Origin of the sequence: Salmonella sp. 3C (assembly GCF_025426275.1) — a bacterium.
GTDB lineage: Bacteria > Pseudomonadota > Gammaproteobacteria > Enterobacterales > Enterobacteriaceae > Salmonella > Salmonella enterica.
The window spans coordinates 1,045,473-1,063,293 of record NZ_CP104858.1 but is presented as its reverse complement, the minus strand read 5'-3'; the positions used below and the strand labels follow the sequence as shown (position 1 = coordinate 1,063,293).

17 protein-coding genes are annotated in these 17,821 nt (G+C 54.4%); 10 read left to right on the top strand and 7 right to left on the bottom strand.

Annotated features, from left to right (window positions below):
• Positions 1 to 2: 2 nt before the first annotated feature.
• Positions 3 to 674, bottom strand: coding sequence for a DUF1190 family protein (locus N7E69_RS05025; protein WP_000831528.1), 672 nt, complete (start codon positions 672 to 674; stop codon positions 3 to 5).
• A gap of 212 nt (positions 675 to 886) precedes the next feature.
• On the bottom strand, positions 887 to 2,362 hold the full coding sequence (gene tolC / locus N7E69_RS05020; protein ID WP_001575014.1) for an outer membrane channel protein TolC: 1,476 nt from the start codon (positions 2,360 to 2,362) through the stop codon (positions 887 to 889).
• A gap of 200 nt (positions 2,363 to 2,562) precedes the next feature.
• Between tolC and nudF the strand changes: the two genes are divergently transcribed.
• The 5 genes from nudF to parE are packed head-to-tail and all read left to right on the top strand — an operon-like array spanning position 2,563 to position 6,967.
• Entirely contained in the window at positions 2,563 to 3,195 is a 633-nt protein-coding gene (gene nudF / locus N7E69_RS05015; protein WP_001231952.1) for an ADP-ribose diphosphatase, read from the top strand.
• Complete coding sequence (locus N7E69_RS05010; RefSeq protein ID WP_000833404.1) at positions 3,192 to 3,614, top strand: DUF1249 family protein; 423 nt, start codon at positions 3,192 to 3,194, stop codon at positions 3,612 to 3,614. The genes nudF and N7E69_RS05010 overlap by 4 nt, the downstream gene beginning before the upstream one ends.
• A 24-nt stretch (positions 3,615 to 3,638) precedes the next feature.
• Positions 3,639 to 4,466 carry a 3',5'-cyclic-AMP phosphodiesterase gene (cpdA, locus tag N7E69_RS05005; RefSeq protein WP_000444734.1) on the top strand — a complete coding sequence of 276 codons (828 nt, stop codon included), beginning with the start codon at positions 3,639 to 3,641 and terminating at the stop codon, positions 4,464 to 4,466.
• Positions 4,466 to 5,047, top strand: a complete 582-nt coding sequence (yqiA, locus tag N7E69_RS05000; protein ID WP_000105725.1) for an esterase YqiA — start codon at positions 4,466 to 4,468, stop codon at positions 5,045 to 5,047. Before cpdA ends, yqiA begins: the two co-directional genes overlap by 1 nt.
• Before the next feature lie 27 nt (positions 5,048 to 5,074).
• Positions 5,075 to 6,967, top strand: coding sequence for a DNA topoisomerase IV subunit B (gene parE / locus N7E69_RS04995; protein WP_000195318.1), 1,893 nt, complete (start codon positions 5,075 to 5,077; stop codon positions 6,965 to 6,967).
• 124 nt (positions 6,968 to 7,091) lie between these two features.
• On the opposite strand, the gene N7E69_RS04990 is transcribed toward parE, so the two are convergent.
• From N7E69_RS04990 to qseB, 4 genes are all read right to left on the bottom strand, one after another.
• Positions 7,092 to 7,406, bottom strand: a complete 315-nt coding sequence (locus N7E69_RS04990) for a putative quinol monooxygenase (RefSeq protein ID WP_000958587.1) — start codon at positions 7,404 to 7,406, stop codon at positions 7,092 to 7,094.
• Between the two features lie 31 nt (positions 7,407 to 7,437).
• Positions 7,438 to 8,019: an NAD(P)H-dependent oxidoreductase gene (locus N7E69_RS04985; protein ID WP_000065416.1), complete on the bottom strand. Its 582-nt coding sequence runs from the start codon at positions 8,017 to 8,019 to the stop codon at positions 7,438 to 7,440.
• Between the two features lie 106 nt (positions 8,020 to 8,125).
• Positions 8,126 to 9,475 carry a quorum sensing histidine kinase QseC gene (qseC, locus tag N7E69_RS04980; RefSeq protein ID WP_000779338.1) on the bottom strand — a complete coding sequence of 450 codons (1,350 nt, stop codon included), beginning with the start codon at positions 9,473 to 9,475 and terminating at the stop codon, positions 8,126 to 8,128.
• A complete protein-coding gene (gene qseB, locus N7E69_RS04975; RefSeq protein ID WP_001221574.1) occupies positions 9,472 to 10,131 on the bottom strand; it encodes a quorum sensing response regulator transcription factor QseB in 660 nt (219 codons plus the stop codon). The genes qseC and qseB overlap by 4 nt, the downstream gene beginning before the upstream one ends.
• Before the next feature lie 151 nt (positions 10,132 to 10,282).
• Here qseB and N7E69_RS04970 point away from each other — a divergent pair, with 151 nt between their 5' ends.
• The 5 genes from N7E69_RS04970 (at position 10,283) to ftsP (ending at position 16,462) form a co-directional block, all read left to right on the top strand.
• Positions 10,283 to 10,675 carry a YgiW/YdeI family stress tolerance OB fold protein gene (locus N7E69_RS04970; protein ID WP_000731552.1) on the top strand — a complete coding sequence of 131 codons (393 nt, stop codon included), beginning with the start codon at positions 10,283 to 10,285 and terminating at the stop codon, positions 10,673 to 10,675.
• Positions 10,676 to 10,746: 71 nt separating this feature from the next.
• Entirely contained in the window at positions 10,747 to 11,613 is an 867-nt protein-coding gene (locus tag N7E69_RS04965) for a GyrI-like domain-containing protein (protein ID WP_000998803.1), read from the top strand.
• 110 nt (positions 11,614 to 11,723) lie between these two features.
• A complete protein-coding gene (parC, locus tag N7E69_RS04960) occupies positions 11,724 to 13,982 on the top strand; it encodes a DNA topoisomerase IV subunit A (RefSeq protein ID WP_001281909.1) in 2,259 nt (752 codons plus the stop codon).
• A 256-nt stretch (positions 13,983 to 14,238) separates the two neighbouring features.
• Positions 14,239 to 14,976 carry a 1-acylglycerol-3-phosphate O-acyltransferase gene (gene plsC / locus N7E69_RS04955; protein WP_000965730.1) on the top strand — a complete coding sequence of 246 codons (738 nt, stop codon included), beginning with the start codon at positions 14,239 to 14,241 and terminating at the stop codon, positions 14,974 to 14,976.
• Between the two features lie 73 nt (positions 14,977 to 15,049).
• Positions 15,050 to 16,462 carry a cell division protein FtsP gene (gene ftsP / locus N7E69_RS04950; RefSeq protein ID WP_000010660.1) on the top strand — a complete coding sequence of 471 codons (1,413 nt, stop codon included), beginning with the start codon at positions 15,050 to 15,052 and terminating at the stop codon, positions 16,460 to 16,462.
• Between the two features lie 44 nt (positions 16,463 to 16,506).
• Here ftsP and N7E69_RS04945 read toward each other — a convergent pair whose 3' ends face one another.
• On the bottom strand, positions 16,507 to 17,814 hold the full coding sequence (locus tag N7E69_RS04945) for a TRAP transporter large permease (RefSeq protein WP_000345261.1): 1,308 nt from the start codon (positions 17,812 to 17,814) through the stop codon (positions 16,507 to 16,509).
• Positions 17,815 to 17,821: the final 7 nt, after the last annotated feature.

Sequence of the window (17,821 nt, the reverse complement as noted above, 5' to 3'; positions counted from 1 at the left end):
TATCAGCCGCCCATCGAACGTGTTGAAGTACCGGCAGCGCTACGCTGCATGGTGCTCTGTTTGGCGACGGATTCGCCAAAACCGCCGCGGGTAACGGTTGTTGTGGTGGCAGGTTTCGGCGCCATCGCGGTTTTCGGTACGGTCATTGTCCGGCCCGGTTGCGCCGCGCCGTAGTTTTTACCTGCCGCATCGGTATATTTGCCGTATGCAGGGCTGGCCGGGTTTTTCGAGCTAAACAGCGGCTGTTGCGCAAAGCCTGCGCCGCCGCCCATCAGACGCCCCATCATGTAACCTGCCATAAGCGGCATCCAGAAACTGCCGCTGGATTGTTGGGCCTGCGCCTGATTTTCCGGCGCCATGCCAGCCTGTGCGGGCGCTTGCTGGCACTGACCTTCGCCAAACTCAGCGACGCAATCTTCGCGTGTAGCGTACTTAGGCGCAGTACGTTCGGCCTCTTTCAGCGCATTGTTATACGCGGTTGTACACTCCGCGCTTTTGCCCGGATTCGCCGCTGAACAGTCATCAGCGTTTTGATACAGCGATACGGTTTCATCGCTTTTTTCACAGCCAGCCAGCATAAAAACAGCCGTAACCGCCAGGGCGACCGGCGTTAAATGCCGCGCGCTCCAGCTTTTGCGAAATGATGCGTGATGGATGGATTTTGTCCGTTTCATATTTGTCTTCCAGGACCCAGTGGTAAATACAACATGCGTTCAGAATAGAGGATGACTGGTCGAAATTGAAGCGAGAAAAGGCGAGAATGCGGCGGAATAGCAGGATCTTTACGTTGTCTTACGTTCAGGCGCGGCTTTATGACAGGTAGCGCCGCGCTTACCAGACCTACAAGGGCACAGGTCTGATAAGCGCAGCGCCAGCGAATAACTTATCAATGCCGGAATGGATTGCCGTTATTGCTGTTGGCGCGAGCGGCGGTCGGCTGTACTGCCGGCGCGGCGCTATGGGCATTATAACCGTCTGCGGCAGCATCCTGATCTGGCGTTTCCGGCGCTACGCTTTCCGGCGACGTCGGGATAGGTTTACCCAACGTACTGTTAAGCGCGAGCAGATCCTGCTCGTTCAGCGTACCGAGCGCATATTTGATATTTAACTGATTAATCAAATAGGTATAACGCGCGTTGGCCAGTTGCTGCTTGGCATCATACAGAGTGGTGGTGGCATCCAGTACGTCAACAATGGTACGTGTACCGACCGAGTAACCGGCTTCCATTGCATCCAAAGAACTTTGCGCGGAAACGACTGCCTGTTTATACGCGTTGATGCTGCTGATGGAGGCGTTAATATTGTTAAAGGAAGAACGTACGGTCTGCACCACGCTACGGTGCGCGCTTTCCAGCTGTTCGCTTGCGCCGACGAAGTTATACTGCGCCTGTTTTACCTGCGAGTTAACCATCCCGCCTTGATACAGCGGCAGGGAGAAGTTCAGGCCGATTTTATTCTGCCCCATGTTGCTATCGTCGTACTGGGCGGCGTTGGTTTTAGAACCGCTATAAGAGGTATCAGAAATGCCGGTTGAGGCCGTTAAATTCAGCGTCGGCAGATGACCATCCTGCGCCTGACGGATTTGCTCGCGCGCCAGATCCTGACTTAAACGCGCCTGCAACAGCGACAGGTTACGGTTTTCCGCTTCCTTCAGCAGCGCATTAACAGCTTTAGGCTTGTCGGTTTTAAAATGCTCGACGTTAAGCGACGCCAGCTCCGGGTAATAATTGCCGGTTACCTGGCGCAGCTCTTCTACCGCGTTATCCAGGTTGTTGCGGGCGGTCACTTCATTCGCCAGTACGGTATCATATTGCGCACGGGCGTTTTGCACGTCGGTAATGGCGACCAGACCCACGTTAAAACGTTGCGTCGTTTGATCTAACTGACGGTAGATAGCCTCTTTTTGCGCCTGGGTATAGGAAAGCACATCAATAGCGTTCAATACCTTAAAATACGCGTTCGCGGTATTGAGGATCAGCGTCTGCTGATCGGTCTGATAGGTGACATCCTGAATGCCTGCTGCTTTTTCTTGCAGGGTGAGCCCACGCCATTTCGACATATCAAACAGTGTCTGCGTTAATTGCAGGGAAGCGCTGGTTTCATTGGAGTTGATACCGTTCGCATCGCGATAACCGTTGCTGTAGGTGTAGTCGGCACCTAAACCCAGTTGCGGCAGTAAAGGACTACGCGCTTCGTTAATTTTTTCGAATGCAGCATCGCGATCGGCAGCGGATTTACGCAATTCCGGGTTGCTCAGGCGTGCTTGCTGATAAACTTGCATCAGGTTCTCTGCCTGGCTTAGTGTGCTGAACCCCGACAGGCTCAGGCCGATAAGGATGGGGAGCAATTTCTTCATTTGCATTCCTTGTTGTGAAGCAGTATTTAGCGCTGATCAATTTGTAAAAATAATTGCTGATTCTAGCAGAATCCGCCACTGCAAAAAGTTGGCGTTACGTGCCATACGAGCCTTAATTGGCACCAATTTACCACAAGGGTGATAAAACAGCAGTCAACCACCCTTGAAATTCATCATTTAATCATTATTGCTAGCAGGGCAGCACAATGCGTAAATCAGACAACTTGCCAGTTACTTTCACCAAAAGCGATGTAGAAATTATTGCACGGGAAACGCGCTATCGCGGTTTTTTTTCATTGGATGTGTATCGATTCCGCCATCGTTTATTCAACGGAGAAATGAGTGGCGAGGTAAAGCGCGAAATTTTTGAGCGCGGGCACGCCGCCGTCTTGCTACCCTTTGACCCTGAACGCGACGAGGTGGTGCTGGTCGAACAGATTCGTATTGCCGCGTACGACACAAGCGTTACGCCGTGGCTGCTGGAGATGGTCGCCGGCATGATAGAAGAAGGCGAAACCATTGAGGCGGTCGCCCGGCGGGAGGCGATGGAAGAAGCGGGGCTGACCGTAGGCCGCACCCGACCGGTCATCAGTTACCTGGCGAGTCCAGGAGGAACCAGCGAGCGCTCATCTATTCTGGTGGGTGAAGTGGACGCCACGACCGCGGTAGGTATTCATGGTCTGGCGGATGAAAACGAAGATATTCGGGTTCATGTGGTAAGCCGGGAACAGGCATACCAGTGGGTAGAAGAGGGGAAAATCGACAACGCAGCCGCAGTCATCGCTTTGCAATGGCTTCAGTTGCATCATCAAGAGTTAAAAAACGAGTGGAAAAAATGAAGCGTTATACACCTGACTTCCCAGAAATGATGCGCTTGTGCGAAACCAATTTTTCGCAATTGCGCCGCCTGCTGCCGCGCAATGACGCCCCCGGTGAAACGGTGAGCTATCAGGTGGGCAACGTACAATATCGGTTAACGATTGTGGAATCGACCCGATACACTACGCTTGTAACGATCGAGCAAACGGCGCCAGCCATCACCTACTGGAGCCTGCCGTCGCTGACGGTGCGCCTCTACCATGATGCGATGGTGGCTGAAGTGTGTTCAAGCCAGCAGATCTTTCGCTTCAAAGCGCGGTATGATTATCCAAATAAAAAGTTGCATCAACGCGACGAAAAGCATCAAATTAATCAGTTTCTGGCCGACTGGCTACGATTCTGTTTAGCACATGGAGCGATGGCGATTCCGGTTTATTAGCGTCGTGAAACCTAAGGACACCATTTGGAAAGCCTGTTAACCCTACCTCTGGCTGGTGAGGCCCGAGTCAGGATTTTACAAATTACAGATACTCACCTGTTTGCCGAAAAGCATGAAACGCTGTTAGGCGTCAATACCTGGGAAAGTTACCAGGCCGTGCTGGAGGCTATTCGGGCGCAACAGTATGAATATGATCTGATCGTGGCCACCGGCGATCTGGCGCAGGATCAATCCGCTGCGGCTTATCAGCATTTTGCTGAGGGTATCGCAAGCTTTCGCGCGCCTTGCGTTTGGCTACCGGGCAATCATGATTTTCAGCCGGCAATGTACAGCGCGCTGCAAGAGGCGGGGATTTCCCCGGCTAAACGCGTGTTAATCGGTGAACAATGGCAGATTTTGTTGCTGGATAGCCAGGTGTTTGGCGTCCCGCATGGCGAACTGAGCGAGTTCCAACTGGAATGGCTTGAGCGTAAGCTCGCCGATGCGCCAGAGAGACAGACATTGCTCCTGTTGCACCACCATCCGTTGCCGGCAGGGTGCAGTTGGCTGGATCAGCACAGCTTGCGTAATGCTGGTGAGCTGGATAGCGTGCTGGCGAATTTCCCGCGTGTAAAGTATCTGCTATGCGGACATATTCACCAGGAGCTGGATCTCGACTGGAACGGACGGCGTCTGCTGGCGTCGCCGTCAACCTGCGTACAGTTCAAACCGCACTGCGCGAACTTTACGCTGGATACTATCGCGCCGGGCTGGCGTACGCTGGAGCTCCAGGCGAACGGCGTCCTGGAGACGGAAGTGCATCGCCTGCAGGATACCCGGTTCCGACCCGATACCGCTTCGGAAGGATACTGATGTCTACGCTTCTCTATTTGCACGGATTCAACAGTTCCCCTCGCTCGGCAAAAGCGTGCCAGCTAAAAAACTGGCTGGCGGAGCGTCATCCGCATGTCGAGATGATCGTCCCTCAACTACCGCCGTATCCTGCCGATGCGGCGGAGTTGCTGGAATCTCTCGTGCTTGAGCATGGCGGTGCGCCATTAGGGCTGGTAGGATCGTCGCTGGGTGGTTATTACGCCACCTGGCTGTCGCAATGTTTTATGCTGCCGGCTGTGGTGGTGAATCCCGCCGTGCGGCCCTTTGAATTACTGACCGACTATCTCGGTCAGAACGAGAACCCCTACACCGGGCAGCAATATGTGCTAGAGTCTCGCCATATTTATGATCTTAAAGTCATGCAGATTGACCCGCTGGAAGCGCCGGACCTGATCTGGCTACTGCAACAGACGGGCGATGAAGTGCTGGATTACCGCCAGGCGGTGGCATATTACGCCTCCTGCCGTCAGACAGTGACCGAGGGTGGTAATCACGCATTCACGGGCTTCGAAGATTATTTCAACCAGATTGTCGATTTTCTTGGACTGCACAGTTGCTGACAATCAATTCGAATTGCTAATTAAACCATGACGCAAACTTATAACGCTGATGCCATTGAGGTACTCACTGGGCTTGAGCCGGTACGCCGCCGCCCGGGGATGTACACCGATACGACCCGTCCCAACCATTTGGGTCAGGAAGTAATTGATAATAGTGTGGATGAAGCACTGGCAGGTCACGCCAAACGCGTGGATGTCATTTTACATGCCGATCAATCGCTGGAAGTGATTGACGACGGACGCGGGATGCCGGTGGATATCCATCCGGAAGAGGGGGTTCCGGCGGTAGAACTGATCCTCTGTCGGCTTCATGCCGGCGGTAAATTCTCCAATAAGAACTATCAGTTCTCTGGTGGTCTGCATGGGGTGGGGATTTCGGTCGTGAATGCCCTGTCAAAGCGCGTGGAAGTGACCGTGCGCCGCGACGGTCAGGTCTATAACATCGCGTTTGAAAACGGCGAGAAAGTGCAGGATTTGCAGGTTGTCGGCACCTGCGGTAAACGTAATACTGGCACCAGCGTCCATTTCTGGCCGGACGAAAGTTTCTTCGACAGCCCGCGTTTTTCTGTCTCTCGCTTAATGCACGTTCTGAAAGCAAAAGCGGTGCTGTGTCCCGGCGTGGAAATCACTTTTAAAGATGAAGTGAATAACAGCGAGCAGCGCTGGTGCTACCAGGATGGTCTGAACGACTATCTGGGCGAAGCGGTAAACGGCCTGCCGACGCTGCCGGAAAAGCCGTTTATCGGTAATTTTAACGGTGAAACGGAAGCTGTTGACTGGGCGCTATTGTGGCTGCCGGAAGGCGGCGAATTACTGACGGAAAGCTACGTCAACCTGATCCCGACCATGCAGGGGGGGACGCACGTCAACGGTCTGCGCCAGGGCCTGCTCGACGCGATGCGCGAATTTTGCGAATACCGCAATATTCTGCCGCGCGGCGTCAAACTGTCGGCGGAAGATATCTGGGATCGCTGCGCTTATGTGCTCTCCGTGAAAATGCAGGACCCGCAATTTGCCGGGCAGACCAAAGAGCGTCTGTCGTCGCGTCAATGTGCGGCATTTGTTTCCGGCGTGGTGAAAGATGCCTTCAGCCTGTGGCTGAACCAGAACGTGCAGGCGGCGGAACAACTGGCAGAGATGGCGATTGCCAGCGCGCAGCGGCGACTGCGCGCCGCAAAAAAAGTGGTACGCAAAAAGCTCACCAGCGGTCCGGCGTTGCCGGGGAAACTGGCGGACTGTACCGCGCAGGATCTTAATCGGACCGAGCTGTTCCTTGTGGAAGGGGATTCGGCGGGCGGTTCCGCCAAGCAGGCGCGCGATCGCGAATATCAGGCGATCATGCCGCTCAAAGGTAAGATCCTTAACACTTGGGAAGTCTCTTCCGATGAAGTGCTGGCCTCGCAAGAGGTGCATGATATTTCCGTGGCGATCGGTATCGATCCGGACAGCGACGATCTGAGTCAGCTGCGCTACGGCAAGATCTGTATCCTGGCGGATGCGGACTCCGATGGTTTGCATATCGCTACTCTGCTTTGCGCGCTGTTTGTCAGACATTTCCGCGCGCTGGTGAAGAATGGTCATGTCTACGTCGCGCTGCCGCCGCTATACCGTATCGATTTGGGTAAAGAGGTCTATTACGCGCTGACGGAAGAAGAGAAGGCGGGCGTACTGGAACAACTGAAGCGTAAGAAAGGCAAGCCGAACGTACAGCGTTTCAAAGGCCTGGGTGAAATGAACCCGATGCAGTTACGCGAAACCACGCTTGATCCAAATACTCGCCGCCTGGTGCAGCTCACCATTAGCGATGAAGACGATCAGCGTACTAACGCGATGATGGATATGCTGCTGGCGAAGAAACGTTCTGAAGATCGACGCAACTGGCTACAGGAAAAAGGCGATCTCGCGGATCTCGACGTGTAACGATTGTTGCACGCTTTATCCGGTCTGCGCGCCGCAGGCCGGATAAGCGAATTCGACATGACGCCGCAGCCTGATGGCGACACTTGCGCATCGCATCAGGGAGACGTCAGACGAGGGTAATAACTTAAACGCCGGATTCCAGAATACGAATATTCATTTCCAGCACATCGTCTTTTACCGCGTCGCTGTAGGCTTTCATATGCGGGGTTTGCAGATGCGCCTCAAGGTGCGCAACGCTTTCCCACTGTTCAATCATCACGATCGAGTCAGGCGCCAGAGTCTGAAAACTCACGCCCGCGGCATGATCCACCATCGGTGCGTAACCGTGGCACCCCTCTTCTTTAAGAACGGTTGGAATAATTTTCGCAAACTGGTCGAGGACGGCCTGACGGTGATGTTGGCCCGGACGCGTGCGAATTTCGGCAATGACGGTAAGCATGGTTAACTCCTTCTAATTCCAGGATGACCAGTTAAGCAAAAATTTCGCTCAGATGCTTGCGATATTCTGCGGTATAGCGCGGAACATCCGGCATTTTAATCACGTCGTTGGCAATAAACGTTGGCAGCGCGTCCATGCCCAGGAACTGGTTGGCTTTATGGAATGGCAGATAGACGCCATCTACGCCTACGCCGTGGAAAAATTGATCTTTTTCGGTAAATGCTTCCATCGGCGCGTTCCACGTCAGTGACAGCATATATTTTTTCCCCTGCACCAGACCGCCGGAACCGTACTTTTTAGCGGCATCGGAACGCGTGCGGCCATCGCTGGCATAGAGCGTGCCGTGACCTTCGGTAAAGACATCATCCATATATTTTTTTACTGTCCATGGCGCGCCCATCCACCAGCCTGGCATCTGCCAAATCACCACGTCAGCCCAGACGAAATTCTGCACCTCTTCTTTAATGTCATAGTCGCTGTCGGCGCGGACGATCTTAACCTGATGACCCAGATCGCGCAGCAGCCCATCGGCAACTTCGGTCAGGGTGTCATTTAACTGGCCGTTGGAGTGCGCGAATTTTTTCGCCCCGTTGATAATCAGGATGTTACTCATTTTGTGTCCTCAAGAAATGCGTTTGCTGCTGATTCTACGCTGACGGGCGGTGCGGTGAAATTAGCAAAATGTGCAAAGTCTTTTGCGTTTTTGGCAAAAGTCTGTGTTACCAACTTACTACGGCCTCAAATCCACCTTCCGCGGCGTTGCCAAACGACACCGTCATGCCGTGCAGCGTAGCGATGCGACGGACGATTGATAATCCCAGACCGCTGCCGGTCACACTTTGGCCAGGCGGGCGGTAAAAACGCTCGCCGATATGCGTCAGAATCTCTGGCGCTACACCAGGGCCATTATCTCTGACGGTGAAGCTGCGGGCATGTAAGGTAACGTCGACGACGCTGCCTTGCGGACTGTAGCGAATCGCATTATCCAGCAGGTTACGCACTAACAGGCTTAAGAGTAGCGGCTGGCCGGTACGTATGACGTCATGGGCGTTAAGCTGTAAACGCACGTCGATATTCGCCTGCTGCGCCGGATGATAAATATCCATTACCGCGGACTGCAGCAGCTCTTCCAGCGAAATCTCCGCTACATCCTGCAAATTATTGAGCGAGTCGAGACGCGATAACGTCAGTAGCTGATCGACCAGCCGCGTGGCGCGATCGATCCCCGCATGGAGCTGGGTCAGCGCTTTATCACGCGATAGCGGATCGTCGCCCGAGAGCTGCGCCACCTCGGTTTGTACTTTCAGCGCGGCCAGCGGGCTGCGCAATTCATGGGCGGCGTCGGAGGTAAATCGCCGTTCGCGCACCATCATGGAGTGGATGCGGCTAAAAAGCTGATTAAGCGCTTCGACCAGTGGGCGAACCTCGCTCGGTACGCCTTTGGCGTCGAGCGGCGTTTCCGATTCCGGCGACCGGAAGCGTAGCGCCTGCGCCAGTTTTTTCAACGGTCTGAGCTCGCGGTGAAGCAGGAGCAATAAAATCAGCAGCATGAAGGGAAGGGCGATCAGCCACGGCGTTAATTGCGCCGCTACGATCGCCAGCGCCATATCTTCGCGGTAATCCCACTCCTGACCGACGACGATACGATACTTGCCGTCCGCCGAGTTCAACCACAAAAAACGCCAGAGGTCGTTGTCATCCTTCAGATAGCCATTGTCGAAACCTTCCCGGCGATAGCGATACGGAATATCCTGGCCGTTGTCGCCATCATGCAGCAACATTTTGCCATCAGCGGAAAAGATGGCGAACGCCAGCGCATCGTCATCGATATGCCCATGTTTTAATTTCTTTGGCGTATGCGCCATGCGCTGCGGGGCGTTGAGCTCGTTAAGATCGAGGGTGCTAAGCCGTCTGGCGAACAACATCAACTGTGTGTCAAACAGCTCGTCGACATTATCCGTCGTCTTTCTCCAGGCCACAAAACTGGAGATTGCCCAGGTGATGGAGACCAGAATCAGGAAAATAAGCGTCAGCCTGACGCGCAGGCTGAGACGTTGCGTCAATTTCATGCGTCACCCAGGGTGTAGCCGATGCCGTGCACGGTGCGAATAAATTCGCTGCCGAGCTTGCGGCGTAAATGATGAACATGGACTTCCACTGCATTGCTGGACACGTCGTCATCCCAGTTATACAGCTTCTCTTCAATAAGCTTGCGCGGCAGCACGCGACCTTTGTTGCGCAGTAAGAGTTCCAGCAACGCGAACTCTTTTGGTTTTAGGGCCAGCGGTTCGCCGGCAAGCGTCGCGACGAGATTGCCTGGATTGAGGGTCACCTGGCCGTGGCGCAATTCGCTACTGGCCTGACCGCTGGCGCGGCGTACCAGCGCCTCCAGACGGGCGGCGACCTCAATGAGCGCGAAAGGTTTACATAAATAGTCATCGGCGCCCAGACGTAGCCCCTCGACGCGCTCTGCTAACGCGTCGCGCGCCGTCAGGATCAGTACCGGTTCCTGTTTACCCTTTTCGCGCCATTCGCGCAAAATATCCCGTCCGTCCATGCCTGGCAGCGTCAAATCTAAAATAACCGCATCATAAGGCGCGCTGTAAAGCGCCTCTTTGCCCGGACGTCCCTCGGTAAACCAGTCGACGCTGAAACCCATTTTACTCAGGCCCGCTTTTATGCCATCGCCAATAAGTGTGTCATCTTCTACCAGTAAAATTCGCATCTGTTCTTCCTTGCGGTAACTCGCGTTACCGTCAGTTAACCTTGTCGCCGCAGGCGATGTACAGAAAAAAAGATTCTTTTTTTGCCTTAAGAAGTTGTTAAGGATTACCTTATTAAATGGATCTGAAACGACATGAAAGGGAAAAGTAATCATGAAAAAATTAGCTGCAATCGTTGCCGTTATGGCACTGTGTTCTACCCCGGTTCTGGCGGCTCAGCAGGGCGGTTTCTCCGGCCCGTCGGCGACGCAAACGCAAGGCGGCGGATTTGTCGGCCCGAACGGCAGCAGCACGACGGTAGAGAGCGCTAAATCGCTGCGTGACGATGCGTGGGTAACGTTGCGCGGGAATATCGTCGAGCGCATTTCCGACGACCTGTATGTGTTTAAAGATGCGACCGGTACTATCAATGTGGATATTGACCACAAGCGCTGGAACGGCCTGACCGTAACCCCGCAGGATACCGTTGAAATTCAGGGTGAAGTGGATAAAGACTGGAACTCTGTCGAAATCGACGTAAAACAGATTCGTAAAGTGAATCCGTAATCCCACATTGCGCAAGATCGGTCAGGATTCACAGCCGCCCGGTGGGCAGAATAGGCCACAAGGAGGCAGTGATGAATGACCTGATCAGCGCGGCTTATTCCGAACGTCTGCGGCGCGTTTGCGACCACATTGAGCGTCATCTGGATGAGCCTCTGTCGCTTGAGGCGTTAAGCCGGATGGCGCACAGCTCGCCGTTTCATTTTCACCGGCAGTTTACCGTCTGGAGCGGGCTTCCGCTCTATCGCTATATCCAGTGGCTGCGTTTGCGCCGGGCGTCATGGCGGCTGGCGTTTAATCCGCAAGATAAAGTTATCGATATCGCGCTGGATGCCGGATTTCAGAATCCGGAGTCGTTCACACGTGCTTTCAAAACCGCGTTTGGTCAAAGCCCGTGCCGGTTTCGGCAATCGCCGGACTGGCTGGCCTGGCACCAACGCGTTCCTAAACTTGCGTTACAGGAGCAGCATGTCATGGACGTAAAAATCGTTGAATTTCCACCTACCCGCGTCGCGATGCTGACGCATCTGGGGCATCCGGATAAGGTCAACGCCAGCGCGGCGAAATTTATTGCATGGCGACGCGAAACGGGCCAGTCGCCGATTGCCAGCAGTCAAACTTTTGGTATTGCCTGGCACGACCCGCAGACGACGCCGCCGGCTCAATTCCGCTTTGATATCTGCGGCAGCGTCCGCCAGCCGATAGCCGAAAATGACGTTGGCGTGGTGAATAGCGAGATTCCTGGCGGGCGCTGCGCGGTGGTGCGCCATCAGGGATCGCTCGACAGCCTCCCGGAGAGCGTGTGGTATTTATTCCGCGAATGGCTACCCGCCAGCGGTGAGACGCCGCGCGATTTTCCGGTCTTCTTCCAGTACCTGAATTTCGTCCATGAGGTCGCGGAACATGAGCTGCTGACGGATATCTATCTGCCGCTTCGTTAACTTCCTCGCCACCTGTCTCACGGTTTGTGACTCAGACCGTGAGATAGGGTATTATCTGCGGCAATATTGCCGTCCGAACGGTCAGCATGCAGATTGAGGATCCCCTGTTAATGAGCGATATGGCAGAGCGCCTTGCGCTACATGAATTTACGGAAAACGCCTACTTAAACTACTCCATGTACGTGATCATGGATCGTGCGTTGCCGTTTATTGGCGACGGCCTGAAGCCGGTACAGCGCCGCATCGTCTATGCGATGTCAGAGCTGGGGCTGAACGCCACCGCTAAATTTAAAAAATCCGCCCGTACCGTTGGTGACGTACTGGGTAAGTATCACCCGCATGGCGACAGCGCCTGCTATGAAGCCATGGTGCTGATGGCGCAGCCGTTCTCTTACCGTTACCCGCTGGTCGATGGCCAGGGGAACTGGGGCGCGCCGGATGATCCGAAGTCATTCGCGGCGATGCGTTATACCGAATCCCGCCTGTCCAAATACGCCGAGCTGCTGTTAAGCGAACTCGGTCAGGGGACGGCGGACTGGGTGCCAAACTTCGACGGCACCATGCAGGAACCGAAAATGTTACCGGCGCGTCTGCCGAACATCCTGCTGAACGGCACCACCGGTATTGCGGTGGGCATGGCAACAGATATTCCGCCGCATAACCTGCGCGAAGTGGCGAAAGCGGCGATTACGCTGATTGAGCAGCCGAAAACGACGCTGGATCAGTTGCTGGATATCGTCCAGGGGCCGGATTACCCGACCGAAGCGGAGATCATTACCCCTCGTGCGGAAATTCGTAAAATTTACGAAAATGGGCGTGGCTCCGTGCGTATGCGCGCGGTATGGACCAAAGAAGACGGCGCCGTGGTGATCACCGCGTTGCCGCATCAGGTATCTGGCGCAAAAGTGCTGGAGCAGATTGCTGCGCAGATGCGCAATAAAAAACTGCCGATGGTGGACGACCTGCGCGATGAATCGGATCACGAAAACCCGACGCGTTTAGTGATTGTCCCGCGCTCCAACCGTGTGGATATGGAGCAGGTGATGAACCATCTGTTCGCCACCACCGATCTGGAAAAAAGCTACCGTATTAACCTGAACATGATCGGTCTGGATGGTCGTCCGGCGGTGAAAAACCTGCTGGAGATCCTCACCGAGTGGCTGGCGTTCCGCCGCGACACGGTGCGCCGTCGTCTGAACTATCGTCTGGAGAAAGTGCTTAAGCGCCTGCATATCCTCGAAGGTTTGCTGGTGGCGTTTCTCAACATCGATGAAGTGATCGAGATTATCCGTAACGAGGATGAGCCGAAACCCGCGCTGATGTCGCGTTTCGGCATCAGCGAAACCCAGGCGGAAGCGATTCTCGAACTGAAACTGCGTCATCTCGCCAAACTGGAAGAGATGAAAATTCGCGGCGAGCAGGACGAGCTGGAAAAAGAGCGTGACCAGTTGCAGGGCATTCTCGCGTCCGAACGCAAAATGAATACCTTGCTGAAAAAAGAGCTACAGGCAGATTCCGATGCCTATGGCGACGATCGCCGTTCTCCGCTGCGTGAGCGCGAAGAAGCTAAAGCGATGAGCGAACACGACATGCTGCCGTCCGAACCGGTGACTATCGTGCTGTCGCAGATGGGCTGGGTGCGCAGCGCCAAAGGTCATGATATTGATGCGCCGGGGCTTAACTATAAAGCGGGCGACAGCTTTAAAGCCGCGGTGAAAGGTAAGAGTAATCAACCGGTGGTGTTTATTGATACCACCGGGCGCAGCTATGCTATTGATCCCATTACGCTTCCGTCGGCGCGTGGGCAGGGCGAGCCGCTGACCGGCAAACTCACGCTGCCGCCGGGGGCGACCGTAGAGCATATGCTGATGGAAGGCGATGACCAGAAACTGCTGATGGCGTCGGATGCGGGCTACGGCTTCGTTTGTACGTTTAACGATCTGGTTGCCCGTAACCGTGCCGGTAAGGCGTTGATTACACTGCCGGAAAATGCGCACGTCATGCCGCCGCTGGTGATTGAAGACGAGCACGATATGCTGCTGGCGATTACCCTGGCCGGACGGATGTTGATGTTCCCGGTAGACTCTCTGCCGCAGCTGTCGAAAGGCAAAGGGAATAAGATCATTAATATCCCCTCTGCAGAAGCGGCGAAAGGCGATGATGGACTGGCGCACCTGTACGTGCTGCCGCCACAAAGCACTCTGACTATCCATGTCGGGAAGCGCAAAATCAAACTGCGCCCTGAAGAGTTACAAAAGGTAGTCGGTGAACGCGGACGCCGTGGCACATTAATGCGCGGCCTGCAGCGTATCGATCGCATTGAGATTGATTCGCCGCATCGCGTAAGTCATGGCGACAGCGAAGAGTAAGACAGGGGCGCCCGTAGGCCGGACAAGGCATCTAAGCCGCCATCCGGCGCTCTGCCGTTGCCGGATGACGACGCAGTAGCGTCTTATCCGGCCTACGGTTTCAGATCGGATTAACATTAAAATTTCCCGTAAAACCGTTGTTTATTCGTGCATTGCGATTAACAATACGTTTTTCCAGAGAGCCACACTTACCAAAATCCTAACCTGAATTTCAGGTGACGTAGAATGCCGGGCTCTTAGGCCTTCAGAGGTTGTTATGCTATATATTTTTCGTCTTATTGTTACCGTTATTTACTCCATTCTGGTCTGTGTTTTCGGTTCTATTTACTGCCTTTTCAGCCCACGTAACCCAAAACACGTGGCGACGTTTGGACATATGTTCGGTCGTCTGGCCCCGCTGTTTGGCCTGAAAGTGGAGTGCCGCAAACCCGCCGACGCGGAAAACTATGGCAATGCTATCTATATTGCTAACCACCAGAATAATTATGATATGGTCACGGCGGCGAATATTGTGCAGCCGCCAACGGTGACGGTGGGGAAAAAAAGCCTGCTTTGGATCCCGTTTTTTGGGCAACTGTACTGGCTGACCGGTAATCTGTTGATTGACCGTAATAACCGCGCCAAAGCGCATAGCACCATTGCGGCAGTGGTTAACCATTTTAAAAAGCGCCGTATTTCTATCTGGATGTTCCCTGAAGGTACGCGTAGCCGGGGACGCGGTCTGCTGCCGTTTAAAACCGGCGCGTTTCATGCGGCTATCGCGGCTGGTGTGCCGATCATTCCTGTCTGCGTTTCCAACACCTCTAACAAAGTCAATCTAAACCGCCTGAACAACGGACTGGTTATTGTGGAAATGCTGCCGCCAGTCGATGTCAGCGAATATGGTAAAGATCAGGTTCGCGAGCTGGCGGCCCACTGCCGTGCGTTAATGGAGCAAAAAATCGCGGAACTTGATAAAGAGGTTGCGGAACGTGAAGCGACCGGTAAGGTTTAAGCAGTCTTACTCTGTTATTGTAGAAATCATTTTTTCAGGCACAACTCTTTAGCCTGTTTTACATGGAGCTTATATGTCATTCAGTCGGCGTCAGTTTCTTCAGGCATCGGGAATCGCACTATGTGCAGGCGCGATTCCCCTCAGGGCGAATGCTGCCGGTCAGCAACAGCCGTTGCCTGTTCCGCCGTTGCTGGAGTCCCGTCGCGGGCAGCCGTTGTTTATGACGCTACAGCGAGCGCACTGGTCCTTTACGCAAGGCACGCGCGCGCCGGTCTGGGGAGTGAACGGTCGTTATCTGGGGCCGACAATCCGCGTCTGGAAAGGCGATGACGTTAAACTCATCTATAGCAACCGCCTGGCGGAAAATGTCTCCATGACGGTTGCTGGTTTACTGGTGCCGGGGCCGCTGATGGGTGGCCCGGCGCGTATGATGTCGCCGAACGCGGACTGGGCGCCGGTGTTGCCGATTCGTCAGAGCGCCGCGACGCTGTGGTATCACGCTAACACGCCTAACCGCACTGCGCAGCAGGTGTATAACGGCCTGGCCGGAATGTGGCTGGTCGAAGACGACATTAGTAAAACGCTGCCCATTCCGAACCATTACGGCGTGGATGATTTTCCCGTCATTATCCAGGATAAACGGCTGGATAACTTTGGGACGCCGGAGTACAGCGAACCGGGAAGCGGTGGTTTTGTCGGCGATACGCTGCTGGTGAACGGCGCGCAAAGCCCCTATGTCGAAGTGTCCCGCGGCTGGGTGCGGTTACGGTTGTTGAACGCCTCGAACTCGCGGCGCTATCAGCTTCAGATGAGCGATGGCCGGGCGCTGCATGTGATTTCAGGCGATCAGGGCTTTTTACCTGCGCCGGTTTCCGTCAAACAGTTGTCACTGGCGCCCGGCGAGCGACGTGAAATCCTGGTTGATATGACCAACGGCGACGAAGTCTCGATCACCTGCGGGGAAGCGGCCAGCATAGTCGATCGGATTCGCGGTTTCTTTGAGCCTTCCAGTATTCTGGTTTCGACCCTGGTGCTGACGTTACGGCCAACCGGATTGCTGCCGCTGGTGACCGATAATCTGTCGATGCGTCTGTTGCCGACGGAGATCATGAGCGGCGCGCCTGTCCGCAGTCGGGACATCAGTCTTGGCGACGATCCGGGGATTAACGGCCAACTGTGGGATGTGAATCGCATTGATATTACCGCCCAACAAGGCACCTGGGAGCGCTGGACGGTACGCGCCGATATGCCGCAGTCGTTCCATATTGAGGGCGTCTCTTTCCTGATTCGTAACGTCAACGGCGCTATGCCGTTCCCGGAAGATAGAGGCTGGAAAGATACCGTCTGGGTGGATGGGCAAGTCGAATTGCTGCTCTATTACGGTCAGCCGTCCTGGCCGCACTTCCCGTTCTATTTCAACAGCCAGACGCTGGAAATGGCTGACCGCGGCTCGATTGGGCAAATGCTGGTGAATCCGGCGTCGTAAAGCGTCCGAGTACGGGTCTGAATAGCGCAGACCCGTCAGGGTTTTCAGGAAGGAGCAAACAGCGTGGGAAGCAGCAGACTCAACTGCGGGAAGTAGCAAATCATCGCCATGACCACAAAGAGTGCCAGAAACATCGGTAATAGCGGTTTGACGACTTTATCAATACTGATTTTGCCGATACTGCAACCGACGAACAAAATAGTGCCTACCGGGGGCGTACACAGTCCGATGGTTAAATTGAAAACCATAATAATGCCAAAATGGACAGGGTCGATTCCCAGATGTTGAGCAATGGGAAGGAAAATAGGCGTAAAGATCAGAATAGCCGGGGTAATATCCATAAACGTCCCGACGAGTAACAAAATGAGATTGATAATCAGCAAGATGACCCATTTATTTTCGGACACGCTGGTAATCATTTCATTAATCAGTTCAGGAACATCAGCATTGGTCATCGCCCATGACATTCCCATTGAGCAGCCGACCAGTAAGAGAACAATAGAGCTGGTTACTACCGAATCCAGCAGAATATCGCGCAACTTACTCACATTAATTTCTCGATAAATGGCCGCCAGCGCCAGGCTATAGATTACCGCGATCGCAGAGGCCTCTGTTGGCGTAAATACGCCGCCGATAATGCCGCCGATAATAATAAATATCAGCAACAGGCTGGGCAATGAATCGCGGAATACCGACAGAAACTGCCGCAGGTTGATGCGTTCGGCAACCGGGTAATGGTGGCGATGGGCATACAGCGCCGCTACCGTCATTAAAGCCAGCGCGGTTAAGATGCCGGGCAGGTAGCCCGCCAAAAACAGGGCGGCGACAGAGGTGCCGCCGCTAGCCAGCGAATAGACAATTAGCACATTGCTGGGCGGGATCATCAGGCCAATCGGCGCCGAAGCGACGTTGATCGCCGTAGAGAACGCCGGAGAGTAGCCCTCTTTTTCCTGTAATGGCGACATGATGCCGCCCACCGCGGCCGCAGAAGCGACAGCCGAGCCGGATATCGCGCCAAACAGGGTGTTCGCCAGAATATTGCAGTGCGCCAGCGAACCGGGAAGGCGGCCAACTAACGCCTGAGCCAGATTCACCAGGCGCCGGGCGATTCCCCCGGTATTCATGATATTGCCGGCTAACACAAAAAAGGGGATCGCCAGCAGCGTAAAGCCATCGAGACCGACGGTCATTTTTTGCGAAATAACCGAGATTGCCGCATCCGGGGGAAGGGCTATCAGGATTGAGAATAAGGACGACAGCCCGATAGCGAATGTAATAGGAACGCCGACCGCCAGCATAATGGCAAAGCTGCCAAATAAAACAATTATTGGGTAAATATATTCAAAGTCCATATATCCC

Bases quoted from the DNA above. Each gene is read 5' to 3' on its own strand.
- N7E69_RS05025 (WP_000831528.1), bottom strand. From the start codon at position 674: ATGAAACGGACAAAATCCATCCATCACGCATCATTTCGCAAAAGCTGG.
- tolC (WP_001575014.1), bottom strand. From the start codon at position 2,362: ATGCAAATGAAGAAATTGCTCCCCATCCTTATCGGCCTGAGCCTGTCG.
- nudF (WP_001231952.1), top strand. From the start codon at position 2,563: ATGCGTAAATCAGACAACTTGCCAGTTACTTTCACCAAAAGCGATGTA.
- N7E69_RS05010 (WP_000833404.1), top strand. From the start codon at position 3,192: ATGAAGCGTTATACACCTGACTTCCCAGAAATGATGCGCTTGTGCGAA.
- yqiA (WP_000105725.1), top strand. From the start codon at position 4,466: ATGTCTACGCTTCTCTATTTGCACGGATTCAACAGTTCCCCTCGCTCG.
- parE (WP_000195318.1), top strand. From the start codon at position 5,075: ATGACGCAAACTTATAACGCTGATGCCATTGAGGTACTCACTGGGCTT.
- N7E69_RS04990 (WP_000958587.1), bottom strand. From the start codon at position 7,406: ATGCTTACCGTCATTGCCGAAATTCGCACGCGTCCGGGCCAACATCAC.
- N7E69_RS04985 (WP_000065416.1), bottom strand. From the start codon at position 8,019: ATGAGTAACATCCTGATTATCAACGGGGCGAAAAAATTCGCGCACTCC.
- qseC (WP_000779338.1), bottom strand. From the start codon at position 9,475: ATGAAATTGACGCAACGTCTCAGCCTGCGCGTCAGGCTGACGCTTATT.
- qseB (WP_001221574.1), bottom strand. From the start codon at position 10,131: ATGCGAATTTTACTGGTAGAAGATGACACACTTATTGGCGATGGCATA.
- N7E69_RS04970 (WP_000731552.1), top strand. From the start codon at position 10,283: ATGAAAAAATTAGCTGCAATCGTTGCCGTTATGGCACTGTGTTCTACC.
- N7E69_RS04965 (WP_000998803.1), top strand. From the start codon at position 10,747: ATGAATGACCTGATCAGCGCGGCTTATTCCGAACGTCTGCGGCGCGTT.
- parC (WP_001281909.1), top strand. From the start codon at position 11,724: ATGAGCGATATGGCAGAGCGCCTTGCGCTACATGAATTTACGGAAAAC.
- plsC (WP_000965730.1), top strand. From the start codon at position 14,239: ATGCTATATATTTTTCGTCTTATTGTTACCGTTATTTACTCCATTCTG.
- ftsP (WP_000010660.1), top strand. From the start codon at position 15,050: ATGTCATTCAGTCGGCGTCAGTTTCTTCAGGCATCGGGAATCGCACTA.
- N7E69_RS04945 (WP_000345261.1), bottom strand. From the start codon at position 17,814: ATGGACTTTGAATATATTTACCCAATAATTGTTTTATTTGGCAGCTTT.